Source organism: Pseudomonas sp. 313 (assembly GCF_000316965.1).
GTDB lineage: Bacteria > Pseudomonadota > Gammaproteobacteria > Pseudomonadales > Pseudomonadaceae > Chryseomonas > Chryseomonas benzopyrenica.
In genome coordinates, this window is the sequence record NZ_ANBZ01000096.1 from 1 (window position 1) to 13,878 (window position 13,878).

The window sequence follows — 13,878 nt, forward strand, 5'->3', positions numbered from 1 at the left end:
ACAAGACCGGGCAGAGCTGGGGCCACAGCAGTGCGGCCGGGGTCGCTCGCTTTGCCGAGGCGCAGGGGCTACCCGCCTTGCTGCTCACCCATTTCAGTCCGCGCTACCAGGCCGCTGTGGGGCGTTCGCCCTCCATCGAGGAGCTGCGCCAGGAGGCGGCGGCTTGCTATAGCGGCGACCTGCACCTAGCGGAGGATTTCTCGCGCTTTCGCCTGGATCGTCAGGGACGACTGAAAACCCTGGGCCAGAGCGGAGGGGCAGGGGATGACGACCCGTATCAGGTGAGAGGCTGAAATTTTTCGGCCTTGTCTGACCTGTTCTCCTTGGGCATAGTGCGAACGTTTATCATTTCAGGATTGTCCTGATCTCTCGTACCTCGTCCCTAGGAGAAGCAAATGGCGGTGTCTTTCAACAAGGTCTCGACGCTGGGCGCCATGGCGCTACTGTCCCTGGCAGTGGCCGCCTGTTCCAATCGCCCGGAGGCACCGACGCCACCGCCACCCGCGCCGGCTCCCGTGGCCGCGCAACCGGCCCCGCCCCAGGCGCCCGCTGAACTCAAGCGCATCGAGCTGGGTTACGGCGTCTATGAACTGGCCTACAGTCCGGCCAAGCAGTCGGTCTATGCTGCGACCGCCCAACTGACCAAGGGCGTCACCGGCGGGGTGATCTATCAGCTGGACCCGGCGACCCTGGCCATCACCGGGCAGATCCACACCGATCTGAAGAATTTCGCCCTGACCACCGACGCCAGTGGTGAGACGCTGTTCGTCACCAACTCCTTGGATGGTGGTCTGAGCCGCATCGACCTGCGCACCGGCAAGGTGGAGAAGCGCCTGAAATTCAACGAGATGGGCCGCGACGGCCATCCGGTCAATCCGCGCCAGGTCATCCTGCATGACGGTCTGCTGTATGTCGGCGGCGTTGGCGATCCGGGCGTGATCTGGGTGGTGGACGCCAAGACCCTGACCCTCAAGGCGCGCATTCCCAATGCCGGCAAGTGGGTGACCGGCCTGCTGTACTCCGAGGATACCGGGCGTCTCTATGCGGCCAATGGCAGCGGGGAAGTGCTGGTGATCAATCCGCGTACCCGCAAGATCGAGCACCGCTGGACCCCGGGCGATGGCGGCAAGTACCTGCTGCTGAATCTGGCCGAGGATCGCGCGAACCACCAGTTGTTCGTTACCGACAATTCCGAAGCCAAGACCGTGCTGGTCTTCGATATCCGCAGCGGCAAGGTGATCAAGCGTCTGCCGGTGGGCGATGCCCTGGCCATCAAGCTCAATACCACGCGTAACGAGCTGTACATCACTCAGCGCGAGACCGGTCGGCTGCTGATCTTGGACGCCACCACCTACGCCGAGAAGAAGGCCTACGACCTCAAGCCCAATCCCAACAGCCTGCTGGTGAGTCCGGATGGCCAGACGCTGTATGCGACGGTGAAGACGCCCTTCGACAAGGAATACATGAACACCGCGCCGGAAAGCGTGGTGCGCATCGACCTGACCGCGGTGAAGTAAACCGCGCCTGCGGGCTGCCGTGGCGTCCTGCCGCGGTGGCCCTGGGCTTCCCAAGCCCGTCGGGTTGCTCTTGAATGGTGATCCCTCGCCAAGGAGCTACCGGTTTGTCCGCTACCGATCTCAGTTTGCTTCCACTGCTGGACGCCTCCTACCACCACTGGCTCGGCCAACCGCTGCCGCGGCCTGCCGGCCTGTCTCAGGCCGACATTCTGACGTGGCTGCACGAAAGGGCGCCCTATGCCCTGCTGGCCCACGGCATCGAACAGGATCCGCTGTTCTGCTATACCAACTACCAGGCCTTGTGCTGCTTCGGCTATCCCCGCGCCGAGTTTCTCGGCATGCCGTCGCGCTTCAGCGCCTCGCCCAAGGACCGGGACGAGCGTCAGCGCCTGATGGAGGCGGTGGGGCGCCAGGGCTATGCCAGTGGCTATGAGGGCTGGCGGGTCGATCGAGACGGTGAGGCCTTCCAGATCCATGCCGGCGTGGTTTGGAATCTGCTCGATGTCGACGGACAGCGGTTAGGGCAGGCGGCGTTGTTCTGGCCGGATCCGCAGCGGGTTGGTCAGCTGGAGTGAGAGGGAGATCGTTGGGCTTCGCTGCGCTCAACCCAACCTACGATGACTCTTTGGCCATAATGCTTGTAGGTTGGATTGAGACGGCTCCATCGTCGAAGCCCAACAGGATCCGCACTAAGCTAGGCTCTGTTGGGCTTCGCTAACGCTCAACCCAACCTACGGTGTTCCTTTTGCAGCGAGGACCGTAGGTTGGGCTGAGACAGCTTCATCGTCGAAGCCCAACAGGGTATGCATCGAGGCTGGGCTCTGTCGGGCTTCGCTGCGCTCAACCCAACCTACGCGGTGAGCTGGACCGCGCCCTCTCCCTTGGGGAGAGGGCTGGGGTAAGGGGGCAAAACCCTCACTCGTTCTCGACGATCAGCACCACCAGGTCCTTGGGCCCATGGGCGCCATAGGCGAGCACCTGCTCGATGTCGGCGGTCTTGGATGGTCCGGAGATCAGGAGGGCGTTGGTCGGCATGCCATCCTGCCAGCGGTGTTGTTGCTGCAACTCATAGAAGTTGTCGACCACGGTGCTGGCCCTGAGCAGGGCGATGTGCAACGGCGGCACCAGGCTCATCAGCCGCGGTTCCTGGCGATCCGGCCAGAGCACCAGGCTGCCGGTGGAGGCCAGGGCGCCGAGGGTGCCGGTGAGGCTCGCCGGGGTGTCGTTGAACAGTTCGGCCTTCCACTCTTCCACGGGGCGGTCATAGGCCTTCCAGCGCGGCTGGTCTTGGTCCTGCCAGCGCTCCACCAGGCGCGCGCCATGCGGCGTGCCGGGGGCGATCAACAGCTGATCCAGACCTCGTTCGGCGAGGACGCGCTCCACCTGCGCCGGCCAGTCCGCCGTGGTGGTCAGGTGCGTCTCGGTATGCACCATTTCCATCAGGGTCCGCAGACGGGCGACGCGCTCCGTGGGTGGGTAGCGCCAGGGCTCGGTCACCAGGGCTTCGTCGAAGTTGTCGGCCAGGGGCTGGGTACCCTGCAGACTGCCACGCAGCTTGGCGAGGATGTTGTCGCGGGCGCTCATGGGCGGTTCTCCAGGTGTTCGCGGGCCAGTTCGTGGAGCGAGCGCTTCGCTGGCTTGGGCGCGCTGTGGTGCTCGGTCCAGGGCCCGAGTTGGCCCGGGGTGAAGCGGCCGAAGCGGGTGGCCAGGTAGCTGAAGCCGCGATAGAGCAGCGGCGAGGTGAAGAGGCTCTGCCAGGCATGCCAGGTCCAGCGCTCGCGGGCGGAAAACTTGCTGCCCTGGCCGCGCAGAAGCTGCGGCTCTGCCGCGGGCGCCTTGACGTTTTCCTCGCGCAGTCGGCGCAGCAGGGCGGGAATCGGGATCTTCACCGGGCAGACTTCACCACAGGCGCCGCACAACGACGAGGCGCTGGGATGATCGGGCGCCCGTTCCAGGCCGACCAGATGCGGGGTGATGATGGCGCCGATGGGGCCGGGATAGACCTCGCCATAGGCGTGGCCGCCGATGCGGGTATAGACCGGGCAGTGGTTCATGCAGGCGCCGCAGCGGATGCAGTTGAGGGTCTGGCGCAATTCGCTGTCGGCGAAGGCCTGGCTGCGGCCGTTGTCCAGCAGCACCAGGTGCACCTCGCGCGGCCCGTCCAATTCCTCGGCCTTGCGCGGCCCGGAGATCATGTTGACGTAGGTGGTGATGGGCTGACCCAGCGCCGAGCGGGTCAGCAGCGACAGCAGAGGCACCACGTCTCTGAGGTTTTCCACCACCTTCTCGATGCCGGTCACGGCGATATGTACGGGCGGCACCGTGGTCGACATTCGCCCGTTGCCCTCGTTTTCCACCAGCAACAGGGTGCCGGTCTCGGCCACGGCGAAGTTGACCCCGGAGATGCCGATGTCGGCCTCGAAGAATTTTTGCCGCAACACCCGCCGGCCGGTCTGGATGAGTTCATCGACGTCGGTGGTGTAGGGCTCGGCCAGGTGCTCGTGGAAGAGGGTGCCCACCTGCTGCCGGTTGAGGTGGATGGCCGGCATGATGATGTGTGACGGCTTCTCGCCGGCGAGCTGGATGATGTACTCGCCCATGTCCGACTCCAGGCAGTCGATGCCCTGGGCGCCGAGGACGTGGTTCATGTCCATCTCTTCGCTGACCATGGACTTGCCCTTGATCAGCAGTTTGGCCGCATGGCGCTCGGCGATCCCCTGGACGATGACGTTGGCCTCGGCGGTGGTCTCGGCCCAGTGCACCTGGACGCCATTGCGTCTGAGATTGGCTTCCAGCCGCTCCAGCAGATCCGGCAGCTTGGACAGCGCCCGGGCCCGGATGCGATTGCCCAACTCGCGCAGGCGCTCGCGCTCGTCGGCGTCGCTCATGCTGGCCAGCCGCTTGGTCATCAGCGAATCCATGGCCGTGCGGAAGTTGCGTCTGAGCTGGTCGTCGCCCAGGGCCTGACGCGCACGCGTCTTGAAGGGCGGCGCCTCGCTGATGTCGGTAAGGGGAATCTTCAGCATCTCGTTCACGCTGCACCTCCGATACGGCGCCAGAGAAAGCTCGCCAGGTGTTCGCCACGCAAGGCGGCGCGTTGCTTTTCCAAGGAGCCGTTGATGTTCATCAGGCATCCGCAGTCGGCGGTGAGCACCTGGGCGGCACCGCTGTCCTGCAGGGCGCGGGTCTTGTCCGCCACCATGGCACCGGAGATGTCCGGCATGCGTACCGAGAAGGTGCCGCCAAAACCGCAGCATTCGCTCTCGTGATCATGGTCGACGCGCTCCACGGCCGCCAACTGGCTGAGCAGGGCGCGGCCGTGCAGGTGGGTCTGCATCTCGCGCCGAGCGCTGCAGGAGGTGTGCAGGGCCACCTTGGTCGGGGCGCCGTGGTCCTGGTAGTCGACCTGGCAGACATTGAGCAGAAATTCCGCCAGTTCGTAGGTGCGTTCGGCCAGGTCGAGCGCCTGGCGCAAGGTCTCCGGCTCGTCGGCGAACAGCTCGGCATAATGATGGCGTAGCATGCCGGCGCAGGAGCCGGAGGGCACCACCACCGGCCAGGGTTCGGCGAACAGCGCCAGCTGGGCGCGGGCCACGGCACGAGCTTCCTCGGTGTAGCCCGAGGTGTAGGCCGGCTGGCCGCAGCAACTCTGCGCCTGGGGAAAATGCACGCGGATACCCTCGCGCTCCAGCAGGCGAATGCTGTCCAGGCCGGCTTTGGGATAGAAGAGGTCGACCACGCAGGTGCCGAACAGATAGACCTGGGTCGGTTTCTGCTGCGGATAGGTCCGTGGCGGCGTCAGGGGCGGCGCGGTACGGGTGGCGTTGGGGGCGGCGTTGTAGAAAAGATCGTTCATCAGGCGTCACTCCGGGTTAGCCCGGTAATAAGAGGACCGGCGATGGCCTGAGCCGCCGCCGGGAAACGCGCTATCAGTGCACCAGCATCCCGGTGAACACATAGGCCTGCGCCAGGGTGATGAAGCCGACCAGGATGGCGAAGCCGATACTGTGGCGCACGGTGAAGCGGAACAGGTCGGACTCCTTGCCCACCATCCCGGTGGCAGCGCAAGCCACGGCGATGGACTGCGGCGAGATCATCTTGCCGGTCACGCCGCCGGAGCTGTTGGCGGCCACCAGCAGGGTGTCGGAAACGCCGATCTGGTGCGCGGTGGTCGCCTGCAGCGAGCCGAACAGGGCGTTGGAGGAGGTATCCGAGCCGGTCAGGAACACCCCCAGCCAGCCCAACAGCGGCGAGAAGAAGGGGAACAGCGCGCCGGTGCCGGCCAGCAACAGGGCGAGGGTGGTGGACATGCCCGAATAGTTGACGACGAAGGCAAAGGCCAGCACCAGCCCGATGGACAGGATCGGCTTGCGCAGTTCCACCAGGGTTTCCTTGAACACACCCAGGGCGGTCGAGGGCTTGATGCGGAAGATGGCCATGGAGATCAGGGCGGAAATCAGGATGGCCGTGCCCGAGGCCGACAGCAGGTCGAGCTTGTAGACCGCCGGCATGGGCGTTGGGGTGGCCACGATCGGCAGTGTCTTGATCACCAGCTTGTCCAGATAGGGCACTGGGACGTTGATCACCAGGGCATAGAGAGCGCCGCCGGTGGCGAACAGTGCCTTGAAGGCCTTGGTGGTCCAGAGGGTGACGATCAAGGTCAGGATCAGGAAGGGTGACCAGGCCTTGATCACGGTGCCCAGCGAATGCTCCGGTGGCAGGCGACCGCCTTGGCCGAAGCCTGCACCACCGCCTAGCGCAGCTGCGCCGCCGCCGCTCACCACGGTGTTGGCACCGGCAGTGGCTTGCTGCGGTTGGCTCAGTTTGAGGTAGCCGGTGAGGGCGATCATGGCAGCCAGAGACGAGGTGATGTCAGGCAGTTCTGGGCCGAGGAAGTTGGAGGTCAGGTACTGGACCACCGCGAAGGTGCCACCGCAGATCAGCGCCGGTTTCCAGGTTTCCCGCAGGCCACGCATGCCATCCATCATGAACATCAGCCACAGCGGTATCAGCAACGCCAACAGTGGCAGCTGGCGACCGGTCATGGCGCCGATCTTGAAGGCGTCGATGCCGGTCACCTGACCGGCGACGATGGTCGGGATGCCCAGGGCGCCAAAGGCCACCGGCGCGGTGTTGGCGATCAGGCAGAGCCCGGCCGCCTTCAGCGGATTGTGGCCCAGGCCCACCAGCAGCGCAGCGGTGATGGCCACCGGCGCGCCGAAACCGGCCGCACCCTCCAGGAAGGCGCCGAAGCAGAAGCCGATCAGCAGCACCTGCAGGCGTTGATCGTCGGTGATCGACAGCACCGAGCTGCGGATGATGTCGAACTGGCCGCACTTGACCGTCAACTTGTAGAGGAACACCGCTGTCACGATGATCCAGGCGATGGGCCAGAGACCATAGAGAAAACCGTAGCCGGCCGATGCCAGCGCCTTGTCCACCGGCATGCGATAGACGAACAGGGCGATGAGCAGGGCGATCGCCAGGGTGATGGCGCCCGCCACATGGCCCTTGAGTCTCAGACCGGCGAGGGCAACGAAGAAGAACAGAATGGGCAAGGCGGCGACGAAGGCCGAAAGGCCCAGGCTGCCAAGGGGGAGATAGATCTGTTGCCAGGTTTCCATCGGGTGCTCCTTGATTGTTTTTGTAGGGAGGCGGCAGGACGGGGTTGCACAAGATCGCGACCTGTGGCAAAAATTGGTAAGACCAATTTACAAGTGCGACTTCACGCACGTTAAGCGGGGTCTTTGCCTCTGTCAAACCCCTTGATGTGCGACTTTCGTCGGCCCATCCCTTCCACCCGGCGGACGGCCGCTGCTGTCCGCGGCATTTTTCGAGGTTTTTCATGGGGTTCGAACCGGTCAAGCAACGTCGTCTGTCGGACGACATCGTCAAGAATCTCGAGGCGCTGATCGCCGAGGGTTCCCTGCGACCTGGCGAGCGCCTACCAGCCGAGCGGGTGCTGGCCGAGCGCTTCGGGGTGTCGCGACCGTCCCTGCGTGAGGCCATCCAGAAACTGGTAGCGCGGGGACTGCTGCTCAGCCGCCAGGGCGGCGGTACCTATGTCACCGAGGCGCTCAACAGTGCCTTCACCGATCCGCTGCTGCCGCTGTTGGAAAGCCGCGAGGAAACCCGGCGCGACCTGCTGGAATTTCGCCATACCCTGGAAAGCGCCTGCGCCTACTACGCTGCGCAACGGGCCACCGAGCCTGATCTCGCGCGACTGACCCTGGCCTGGGAGCGACTGGAAGATTGCTATCGGCGGCGCGAGACCCTGGCTCGGGAGGAGGAGGGTGAGGCCGATGCGGCTTTTCACCTGGCCATCGCCGAGGCCAGCCACAACGCCGTCTACCTGCACAGCATTCGCAGCCTGTTCGAACTGCTGCGGCATCACATGGTGACCAATATCGGCGGCATGCAGGCCCAGCGTGGCGAAACCCGCGAGCGCTTGCTGGAACAGCACCGGACGCTCTACCAAGCCATTGTCGCGGGTGAAGCCGAACGCTCGCGCGAGGCAGCGAGCCTGCATCTGGGCTATGTACGAGAGGTCCTGGAAGAGGCGGGAGCCATGGCAGGCCGTCTAGCACGGGCCAAACGGCGCGACGAACTCTGAAAAAAGCTGGCGGAAAAACCTGTAGTGGCACTAAGCTACTACAATAAGTTATCCGTCCGTGGCTAAAGTTTAGCGTTCCAGAGCTGATAACCCGGTCACACCTTCCCGCCTTCGCTGGCGTCTAGACCGGTATCTTCCTGTGGAACACGCCCCTTCCTCGCCTTCGCTCGTCGACTTTACCTTCACCCCTGCATTGCTGGGTGCCTGTGGCACCGGCGCGATCCTGTACGCGGGCGGTGTCACTGCGACCACCCTGGCCCTGAGTGCCACCCAGTTGGTCCTGGCCATGGGCCTGGGCTTCTGGCAGCTGCGTCGCGCTCAGGCACGGCAGGTCGAGCGGTCTGCCGGCCAGGCCATTCACCAGAGCCCGGTCAGCGGCCGGGACGAAGCTCTCGAAGCCCTCTGTGTAGCCGTGCTGCCAGTGTGGTCCGAGCAGATCGAAGCTGCGCGCGTCCATACCGAGCAGGAAATCGTCAGTCTGACCAGTCGCTTCGCCGAGCTGGCGGACCGTATCCACAGTGTCGCTGGCAACGATCACGGCAGTGGCGATCGCCTGGTCAGCCTGATGGCCAGCAGCCAGAACCAGTTGGACGGCATCCTGCAATCGCTGCGTGAGGCGCTGTCGAGCAAGGGCGCGTTGCTCACCGAGGTCAACGGCTTGGCCGGCCTGACCGAGCAACTCAAGAGCATGGCCAAGGACGTCGGCGACGTGGCCCGCCAGACCAACCTGCTGGCCCTCAACGCCGCCATCGAAGCCGCGCGTGCCGGTGAAGCCGGGCGCGGTTTCGCCGTGGTCGCCGACGAGGTCCGCAAGCTGTCCACGTTGTCCGGCGACACCGGGCAGAAGATCGGCGAAACCGTGGAAACGGTGAATGGCGCCATCGCCCGCACCCTGGAGCTGTCGCAACTCCACGCCGAGCGCGACACCGGCACCCTGAACCAGTCCGGCGAGACCATCGAACAGGTCATCGGTAGCTTTGGCGGCACCACCCGCGACGTGGTCGAGCGCAGCGATGCCCTGGCCGATAACGCCGCGGCCGTGGGCGGCGCCATCGCCGAGGTGCTGGTCGCCCTGCAGTTCCAGGATCGCGTCAGCCAGATGCTCGGCCACATCCGCGACGACCAGGCCCGCCTCGAGCGCCTGGTGATCGAGCGTCGCGCCCTGGCCGCCAGCGGCCAGCCGCTGCCGCCCCTCGACACCAAGGGCTGGCTCGCCGAGCTGGCCCGTACCTACACCATGGCCGAGCAGGTCGCCGTGCACCACGGCAAGCGACCGGCCGCCGCCGCTGCCGAATCCGATATCACCTTCTTCTAAGGAAAGCTGTCATGAGCAACAAGACCATTCTGATCGTCGACGACTCCATCTCCATCCGCCAGGTGGTGTCCATGACGCTGAAAAGCGCGGGCTACGACGTCATCGAGGGCTGTGACGGTCGCGATGCCCTGACCAAGCTGGACGGTCGCAAGGTGCACCTGATCATCAGCGACGTGAACATGCCCAACATGGACGGCATCACCTTCGTCACCGCGGCCAAGAAGCTGCCCGCGTACAAGTTCACTCCGGTGATCATGCTCACCACCGAATCCGATGCCGCCAAGAAGGCCGCCGGTCAGGCCGCTGGGGCCAAGGCCTGGATGGTCAAGCCGTTCCAGCCCGCACAGATGTTGGCAGCGGTTTCCAAGCTGATCATGCCCTGATAGCCCCGGAGGCTACCCATGAACGACGTCATTCGTACCCGGTTGCCCTTCTCCGGGCCGCTGACCATCTACACCGCGGCGGACAGCAAGCCGCTGCTGATGGAGCCCCTGGCCGCCGGGGGCACCGTGGCGTTGGAGCTGGCCGAGGTCGATGAATTCGATTCGGCCGGGCTGCAGTTGCTGCTGCTGGCCCACCGGGAGGCGCAACGGTTGGGGGGTAGTCTCGAGCTGGTCGACCCCAGCCCCGCCGTCACCGAACTGCTGGAGCTGGCAGGTCTCGCCGACTTCTTTACCGCGGCTGCCGCGGAAGGTGTTGCCGCATGAACATGGACGAGATCCTCAAGACGTTCATCGCCGAGAGCGAGGAGCTGTTGCAGCAGATGGAGGCCGCCCTGCTGCAGATCGAGCAGGCGCCGGATGACGCCGAGCTGATCAACGCCATCTTTCGCGCCGCCCATACCATCAAGGGTTCGGCGGGGCTGTTCGGCCTGGACCATGTGGTGGCCTTCACCCATGTCGCCGAAAGCGTGCTCGATCGCATCCGCAGTGGTGAAATGGCCTTCGACGAGACGCTGTCGGCACTGTTCCTGGAGGTTTGCGACCACCTCAATGGCCTGATTGCCCGGGTGTCGTCCGGCAGCGAGCCGGAGGCCGACTTCCAGGCCGTGGGCGCCGCTCTGGTGCAGCGCCTGGAGCATTATCTGCAGCCGAGCGCCCAGGCGGCCCAGCCGACCGCCGTGGCGCGCGCCCTGGTGACACCGGTGGATGGCGTGGCCGCCGGCCACTGGCACCTGTCGCTGCGCTTCGGCCCGGACATGCTGCGCAATGGCATGGATCCGCTGGCCTTCGTGCGCTACCTCAATACCTTCGGCCGCATCGTCAACATCGTTACCCTGTTCGATGCCATTCCGACCGCCGCCGAGATGGATCCGGAAACCTGCTACCTGGGCTTCGAGGTCGCCTTCGACAGCGACGCCGACAAGGAAACCATCGAGGCGGCCTTCGAATTCGTCCGCGAAGACAGCCAGATCCGCATCCTGCCGCCGCACAGCCGCAGCAGCGACTATTGCCAGCTGATCGACGACCTGCCCGAGGAAGACCTGCGCCTGGGCGAAATCCTGGTGCGCTGCGGCACCCTGACCGCCACCGAGCTGGACGAGGTGCTGCGCCGCCAGGCCGATCCGGCGGTGCCGCGCAAGCCCATCGGCGAGGTCTTGGTCGAGGCCCAACTGGTCAATCCGCCGGTGGTGGACGCGGCCCTGAACAAGCAGCGCAAGATCAAGGAACAGCGGGCGCCAGCCAGCGAAGGCCAACTGATCCGTATCGACGCCACCAAGCTCGACCAGCTCATCGACCTCATTGGCGAACTCATCATCGCCGGTGCCGGCACCCAGCTGATCGCTCAGCAGAGCGGCCTGACCACCCTGGTGGAATCCACCGGGGTGCTGTCGCGCCTGGTCGAGGAGGTGCGGGATACCGCCCTGACCCTGCGCATGGTGCAGATCGGCACCACCTTTAACCGCTTCCAGCGCGTGGTGCGCGACGTCTCCAAGGAAATCGGCAAGGACATCGCCCTGCGCATCAGCGGCGGCGATACCGAGCTGGACAAGACCGTGGTGGAAAAGATCGGCGATCCGCTGACCCACCTGATCCGCAACGCCATGGACCATGGCATCGAATCCGCCGAATTGCGCCTGGCCCGCGGCAAGCCGACCCAGGGCACCGTGGGCCTCAACGCCTATCACGAGTCGAGCAGCATCGTCATCGAGGTCACCGATGACGGTGGCGGCCTGTCGCGCGAGCGCATCCTGCGCAAGGCGACCGAGCGCGGTCTGATCAGCGAAGGCCAGGTGCTGGGCGACAAGGAGGTGTTCAACCTGATCTTCGAACCGGGTTTCTCCACCGCCGAGCAGATCAGCAACCTGTCGGGTCGCGGCGTCGGCATGGACGTGGTGAAAAAGAACATCACCGCCCTGCGCGGCAGCGTCGACCTCACCAGCGAGGAGGGCCGGGGCACCACGGTAACGATCCGCCTGCCGCTGACCCTGGCGATCATCGACGGCTTCCTCATCGGCGTTGGCAAGGCCGCCTACGTGGTGCCCCTGGAAGCGGTGGAGGAGTGCATCGAATTGACCGAGGCGGCCAGCGTCCAGGCCAGTGGCAACGACTATCTCGACCTGCGTGGCGAGGTGCTGCCGGTGCTGCGCCTGCGCCAGCTGTTCGCCATCGAGGAAGCGCCGCCGCGGCGCCAGAACGTGGTTGTGGTGCGCTACGCCGGCCAGCGCGCCGGTCTGGTGGTCGATCAGCTGCTCGGTGAATTCCAGACCGTGATCAAGCCTCTCGGTCCGTTGTTCGACCACAACCGCAGCCTGGGCGGCTTCACCATCCTCGGCAGCGGCGCCGTGGCGCTGATCCTCAGCGTGCCCGGACTGATCGGCGAGGCTTCGTCCACCACCGTCTCCGCCCACGCCGCCGTACCGGCCTGATCGACAAGGAAATCGAATCCATGACCGTTACCAAACGCATGTCCCTGCTGGTGCTCTCCGCGCTGCTGGGCATCATCCTGCTCGCGGGTATCGCCTACCAGCAGTTGAGCCAGGTGTACGACCGCGCCAATTACGGCAACGACAACACCGTACCGTCGATCCTGGGCATCGATGCCATCGATGCCCATTCGGCCGACATCATCACCGGCATCTACCGCCACCTGGCCGCGGACGGCGATGTCGCCACGCGCGAGGCCGAGAAGGAACTGACCGAGGCCCAGCAACTGACCGAAAAGGCGCTCAAGGACTATGAGCCGCTGATCTCCGACGAAGCCGATCGGCGCATGCTGCAGGACGATCGCCAGGCCATCGTGGCCCTGAACGATCTGGTGGCAACGGTGTTGCCTCTGTCGCGGGCGAGCCAGGACGAGGACGTCAAACGCATCCTCGGCGAGCAGCGCAAGGTGATCGACCATGTCGGCGATGCCCTCGATGCGCACCGCAGTTACAACCAGAAGCTCGGCAGCGAGCAGGCGCAGGTCGCCGGCCGTACCATGAGCCAGGCTACCGTCCTCTCCATCGGCATCGCCTTGGTGACCCTGCTGGCCGTCGGCCTGCTCGGTTTCTTCATTACCCGCAACCTGCTGCGCCAGCTGGGCGGCGAGCCGGCCGAGGTGGCCAAGGTCGCCAACCGCACGGCCGCAGGCGACCTGCCCGACGATCTGCAGCTGCGCGCTGGCGACGATTCCAGCCTGATGGCCGCCATGCAGCGCATGGTGCTGACCCTGCGCGGCCTGGTGCAGGAGATGACCACCATGGCCGCCGAGCATGATCGCGGCGAGACGGACGCGCGCCTGCCGCAGGAGCGATTCCAGGGGGCCTTCCGCAACGTCGCCGAAGGCGTCAATGCGATGGTCGCCGGTCACCTGGAGGATTCCCACAAGGCCATGGCCTGCGTGAAGAGCTTTGGCGAAGGCGATCTGGCGGCCGAGCTGGAACGTTTCCCCGGCAAGAAGGCGGTGATCAACGACAACCTCGAACAGGTGCGCGGCAACATCCAGCGCCTGGTCGCGGAAATGGTGCAGCTGTCCGAGGCCCATGATCGCGGCGCGACGGACGCCCGCATTCCGGTGGAGCGTTTCCAGGGTACCTTCCGCAGCATGGCCGAAGGCGTCAATGCCATGGTCGCCGGGCACCTGGAGGATTCGCGCAAGGCCATGGCCTGTGTGAAGAGCTTTGGTGACGGCGATCTTTCGGTGCCGCTGGAACGCTTCCCTGGGCAGAAGGCAGTGATCAACGACAACCTCGAGCAGGTGCGCGGCAACATCCAGCGCCTGGTCGAAGACGCCGCCCAGCTGAGCCAGGCGGCCATGGCCGGGCGCCTCGATAGCCGTGCCGACGCCAGTGCCCACCAGGGCGACTTCCGCCGTATCGTCGCCGGCATCAACGGCACCCTGGACGCCATCGTCGCCCCGGTCAACGAGGCCATGGGCGTGATGGCCGGTCTGGCCCAGGGTGACCTGAGCCGTACCGTCCAGGGCGCCTACCAGGGTCAGCTGCTGGA

At 65.3% G+C, this 13,878-nt stretch carries 11 protein-coding genes and 2 pseudogenes; 9 read left to right on the plus strand and 4 right to left on the minus strand.

Annotated elements, in window-relative coordinates; translation table 11 throughout:
• From C722_RS25305 to C722_RS0122885, 3 genes and pseudogenes are all read left to right on the plus strand, one after another.
• Window positions 1–293: pseudogene (locus tag C722_RS25305) on the plus strand (MBL fold metallo-hydrolase); the annotation flags it as partial.
• Between the two features lie 102 nt (window positions 294–395).
• A complete protein-coding gene (locus C722_RS0122880) occupies window positions 396–1,517 on the plus strand; it encodes a YncE family protein (RefSeq protein ID WP_017642743.1) in 1,122 nt (373 codons plus the stop codon).
• Window positions 1,518–1,621: 104 nt separating this feature from the next.
• Window positions 1,622–2,092: an MEKHLA domain-containing protein gene (locus C722_RS0122885; protein WP_017642744.1), complete on the plus strand. Its 471-nt coding sequence runs from the start codon at window positions 1,622–1,624 to the stop codon at window positions 2,090–2,092.
• Window positions 2,093–2,432: 340 nt separating this feature from the next.
• On the opposite strand, the gene C722_RS0122890 is transcribed toward C722_RS0122885, so the two are convergent.
• The 4 genes from C722_RS0122890 to C722_RS0122905 all read right to left on the minus strand — a co-directional run bounded on the left by C722_RS0122890 (window position 2,433) and on the right by C722_RS0122905 (window position 7,141).
• The gene (locus tag C722_RS0122890) at window positions 2,433–3,101 is read right to left on the minus strand and encodes a lactate utilization protein C (RefSeq protein ID WP_017642745.1); all 669 of its coding nucleotides are present in this window, start codon (window positions 3,099–3,101) and stop codon (window positions 2,433–2,435) included.
• Window positions 3,098–4,543, minus strand: a complete 1,446-nt coding sequence (locus tag C722_RS0122895; protein ID WP_085984321.1) for a LutB/LldF family L-lactate oxidation iron-sulfur protein — start codon at window positions 4,541–4,543, stop codon at window positions 3,098–3,100. Before C722_RS0122895 ends, C722_RS0122890 begins: the two co-directional genes overlap by 4 nt.
• A gap of 5 nt (window positions 4,544–4,548) precedes the next feature.
• Window positions 4,549–5,373 carry a (Fe-S)-binding protein gene (locus C722_RS0122900; protein WP_017642747.1) on the minus strand — a complete coding sequence of 275 codons (825 nt, stop codon included), beginning with the start codon at window positions 5,371–5,373 and terminating at the stop codon, window positions 4,549–4,551.
• A gap of 73 nt (window positions 5,374–5,446) precedes the next feature.
• Window positions 5,447–7,141, minus strand: a complete 1,695-nt coding sequence (locus C722_RS0122905; RefSeq protein WP_017642748.1) for a lactate permease LctP family transporter — start codon at window positions 7,139–7,141, stop codon at window positions 5,447–5,449.
• 221 nt (window positions 7,142–7,362) lie between these two features.
• Here C722_RS0122905 and C722_RS0122910 point away from each other — a divergent pair, with 221 nt between their 5' ends.
• The 6 genes and pseudogenes from C722_RS0122910 to C722_RS27235 all read left to right on the plus strand — a co-directional run.
• Window positions 7,363–8,130 carry a GntR family transcriptional regulator gene (locus tag C722_RS0122910; protein WP_017642749.1) on the plus strand — a complete coding sequence of 256 codons (768 nt, stop codon included), beginning with the start codon at window positions 7,363–7,365 and terminating at the stop codon, window positions 8,128–8,130.
• A 565-nt stretch (window positions 8,131–8,695) separates the two neighbouring features.
• Window positions 8,696–9,445 carry a methyl-accepting chemotaxis protein gene (locus C722_RS27230; protein WP_237509594.1) on the plus strand — a complete coding sequence of 250 codons (750 nt, stop codon included), beginning with the start codon at window positions 8,696–8,698 and terminating at the stop codon, window positions 9,443–9,445.
• A gap of 11 nt (window positions 9,446–9,456) precedes the next feature.
• Entirely contained in the window at window positions 9,457–9,828 is a 372-nt protein-coding gene (locus tag C722_RS0122920) for a response regulator (protein WP_007162125.1), read from the plus strand.
• Between the two features lie 18 nt (window positions 9,829–9,846).
• Window positions 9,847–10,152, plus strand: a complete 306-nt coding sequence (locus C722_RS0122925) for a lipid asymmetry maintenance protein MlaB (protein ID WP_017642751.1) — start codon at window positions 9,847–9,849, stop codon at window positions 10,150–10,152.
• Window positions 10,149–12,314, plus strand: a complete 2,166-nt coding sequence (locus C722_RS0122930) for a chemotaxis protein CheA (protein WP_017642752.1) — start codon at window positions 10,149–10,151, stop codon at window positions 12,312–12,314. The genes C722_RS0122925 and C722_RS0122930 overlap by 4 nt, the downstream gene beginning before the upstream one ends.
• Before the next feature lie 20 nt (window positions 12,315–12,334).
• A pseudogene (locus C722_RS27235) lies at window positions 12,335–13,855 on the plus strand (MCP four helix bundle domain-containing protein); the annotation flags it as partial.
• Window positions 13,856–13,878: the final 23 nt, after the last annotated feature.

Excerpts from the sequence above, each read along its gene's own strand:
- C722_RS0122880 (WP_017642743.1), top strand. The coding sequence starts at position 396 with ATGGCGGTGTCTTTCAACAAGGTCTCGACGCTGGGCGCCATGGCGCTA.
- C722_RS0122890 (WP_017642745.1), bottom strand. The coding sequence starts at position 3,101 with ATGAGCGCCCGCGACAACATCCTCGCCAAGCTGCGTGGCAGTCTGCAG.
- C722_RS0122895 (WP_085984321.1), bottom strand. The coding sequence starts at position 4,543 with ATGCTGAAGATTCCCCTTACCGACATCAGCGAGGCGCCGCCCTTCAAG.
- C722_RS0122900 (WP_017642747.1), bottom strand. The coding sequence starts at position 5,373 with ATGAACGATCTTTTCTACAACGCCGCCCCCAACGCCACCCGTACCGCG.
- C722_RS0122905 (WP_017642748.1), bottom strand. The coding sequence starts at position 7,141 with ATGGAAACCTGGCAACAGATCTATCTCCCCCTTGGCAGCCTGGGCCTT.
- C722_RS0122910 (WP_017642749.1), top strand. The coding sequence starts at position 7,363 with ATGGGGTTCGAACCGGTCAAGCAACGTCGTCTGTCGGACGACATCGTC.
- C722_RS27230 (WP_237509594.1), top strand. The coding sequence starts at position 8,696 with ATGGCCAGCAGCCAGAACCAGTTGGACGGCATCCTGCAATCGCTGCGT.
- C722_RS0122920 (WP_007162125.1), top strand. The coding sequence starts at position 9,457 with ATGAGCAACAAGACCATTCTGATCGTCGACGACTCCATCTCCATCCGC.
- C722_RS0122925 (WP_017642751.1), top strand. The coding sequence starts at position 9,847 with ATGAACGACGTCATTCGTACCCGGTTGCCCTTCTCCGGGCCGCTGACC.
- C722_RS0122930 (WP_017642752.1), top strand. The coding sequence starts at position 10,149 with ATGAACATGGACGAGATCCTCAAGACGTTCATCGCCGAGAGCGAGGAG.